At 54.3% G+C, this 1,744-nt stretch carries 2 protein-coding genes and 1 pseudogene; 2 read left to right on the forward strand and 1 reads right to left on the reverse strand.

Features of this window, described 5'->3' with window-relative positions:
- The coding region (locus EOA85_RS38390) for an FkbM family methyltransferase (protein ID WP_206523457.1) at positions 1-382 on the reverse strand (382 nt) is incomplete at its 3' end.
- A gap of 343 nt (positions 383-725) precedes the next feature.
- On the opposite strand from EOA85_RS38390, the gene EOA85_RS34535 reads away from it, so the two are divergent.
- Both EOA85_RS34535 and EOA85_RS34540 read left to right on the forward strand, forming a co-directional pair.
- Positions 726-986, forward strand: coding sequence for a hypothetical protein (locus tag EOA85_RS34535; RefSeq protein ID WP_245486317.1), 261 nt, complete (start codon positions 726-728; stop codon positions 984-986).
- Between the two features lie 393 nt (positions 987-1,379).
- Positions 1,380-1,744: pseudogene (locus EOA85_RS34540) on the forward strand (IS110 family transposase); the annotation flags it as partial.

The raw sequence follows: 1,744 nt of genomic DNA on the forward strand, positions 1-1,744 counted from the left end.
GGTTTGGTATGCTGTCAGCGTGAAGCATTATAGTTTCTAAGCTAAAGCTCGAAATTTTCAAGCCAAGGTCATTCTCTGTGTTAACATGATAGAATGTAACTATGCCCGGTGAGTCAGAGCATGCACACATCTCGAATTGAATCCCGGTCGTCTCGCGATAGGTTTGCCTTAGACGTTCGAATAGGGATGGTACAGGCTCGACGATCACACCAGTCCAGCCATATTGTACGATGAAGTCGTGGATTGGATCATCAGTGATCCCGTCATTTCCTCCCACTTGTACAAACGAGAGCGGTGCGTGAATAGCGCTTAGCCTATGAAGGACAGTGTTCTTCACCACCTCTGAGATAGCTGCTAACGCAGATTCATCAATTTGGGTCATGGCATTGATTCTCGCAATAACTGATGCGCAGGACCGTCTAAGGTACAAGCATGTCGTTCATCGCCGCCACTTGACCTATACAATCCAATTATTAACGTGCAGCGCTGAAGTATTTACCAAATGGCCAAGAGATGGGCGCCACAAGAACCAGTCTCAAAGTTCGTACTAGGACGATTTCATGCCTGCTGTCAATCATGTTTACATAACTGTTACAAATAAACATACCTGTCACAAATGGTTCACCGCATTTAAAACTCGACACAATATACTATCATAAGGCGCACGACGCTGGTTAGCGGACACGCGATGCTCTGGTCCCGAAAAACTGGATCGGGCTCACCCCGTGGCAGAGTTCATCTCGCGGCAAGGAGCGGCTGGGCCGCGTATCCAGGATGGACAAACCCGACATCTGCGCAAGCTACTCGTCGTCGGCGCCGACGCGGTTCTCTTCCACCGCAGACGCTGCAGCGATACATTGAGACAATGGGCCAATCACTTGATGGAGACCAAGCCCTTCAAGCTTGTCGCTGTAGCCAACAAGCTCGCCCGCATCGTCTTCGCACTCATGCGCGACGAGACACACTATGCCGGCACGCCGGCGTAACAGCATCAGCGGCTGAGGCTGCGGAGCGGAAAATCGAGGGTGACAGCAACGTGATGGGAACAGACGGAGACAGATCCCCAAAACCTGCGGCATAGTCGGAGCTTCGAGCTCCTTCTCTTGATAGGCCAAGGATCAGCAGACACCATCAGGGTCAGCGGTCACAGTACCTTAGCACCAGGCCGAAGACATGACCGCACCCGCGACCGTCCAAACACCGAAAAGAAGCCCTTGATCGGCGGGCGCCGTCCAGACATGACTGCTGTATCGCTCGACGGATCGCCTCTGTCGTCGTGGCGCCCCCATGCAGAACCTGATGAGGTGGACGGCCTCCGCTCCCGGCATCGCAATGTGCCAAAGTGTGGCTGTCGAAAGTCACATGAGGGAGAGCCGTCCATGGAGAAGGTTAGCACAATCGGTCTGGATGTCGCCAAGCACGTGTTTCAGGTGCACGGCGTTGACGCGGAAGGCGCGGTCGTCATCCGCCGTAAGCTGCGCCGCGACGATATCGTGTCCTTTTTCGAAAGATTGCGGCCGTGCCTGGTCGGTATCGAGGCCTGCGCGAGCGGACATCATTGGGCGCGGGTCCTGGTCAGGCTCGGCCATGAGGTTCGACTGATGCCCGCTTCTTACGTGAAGCCTTATGTTAAACGGCAGAAGATGGGATGGTTGCCGCCCTCCCCAGACGGCATCGCAATGTGCCAAGGTCGTGGTGTTCAACGCCACGAGAAGGAGAGGACGGCAAATGAACGATACTATGA

Source organism: Mesorhizobium sp. M5C.F.Ca.IN.020.29.1.1, assembly GCF_003997375.1.
Taxonomy (GTDB): Bacteria; Pseudomonadota; Alphaproteobacteria; order Rhizobiales; family Rhizobiaceae; genus Mesorhizobium; species Mesorhizobium wenxiniae.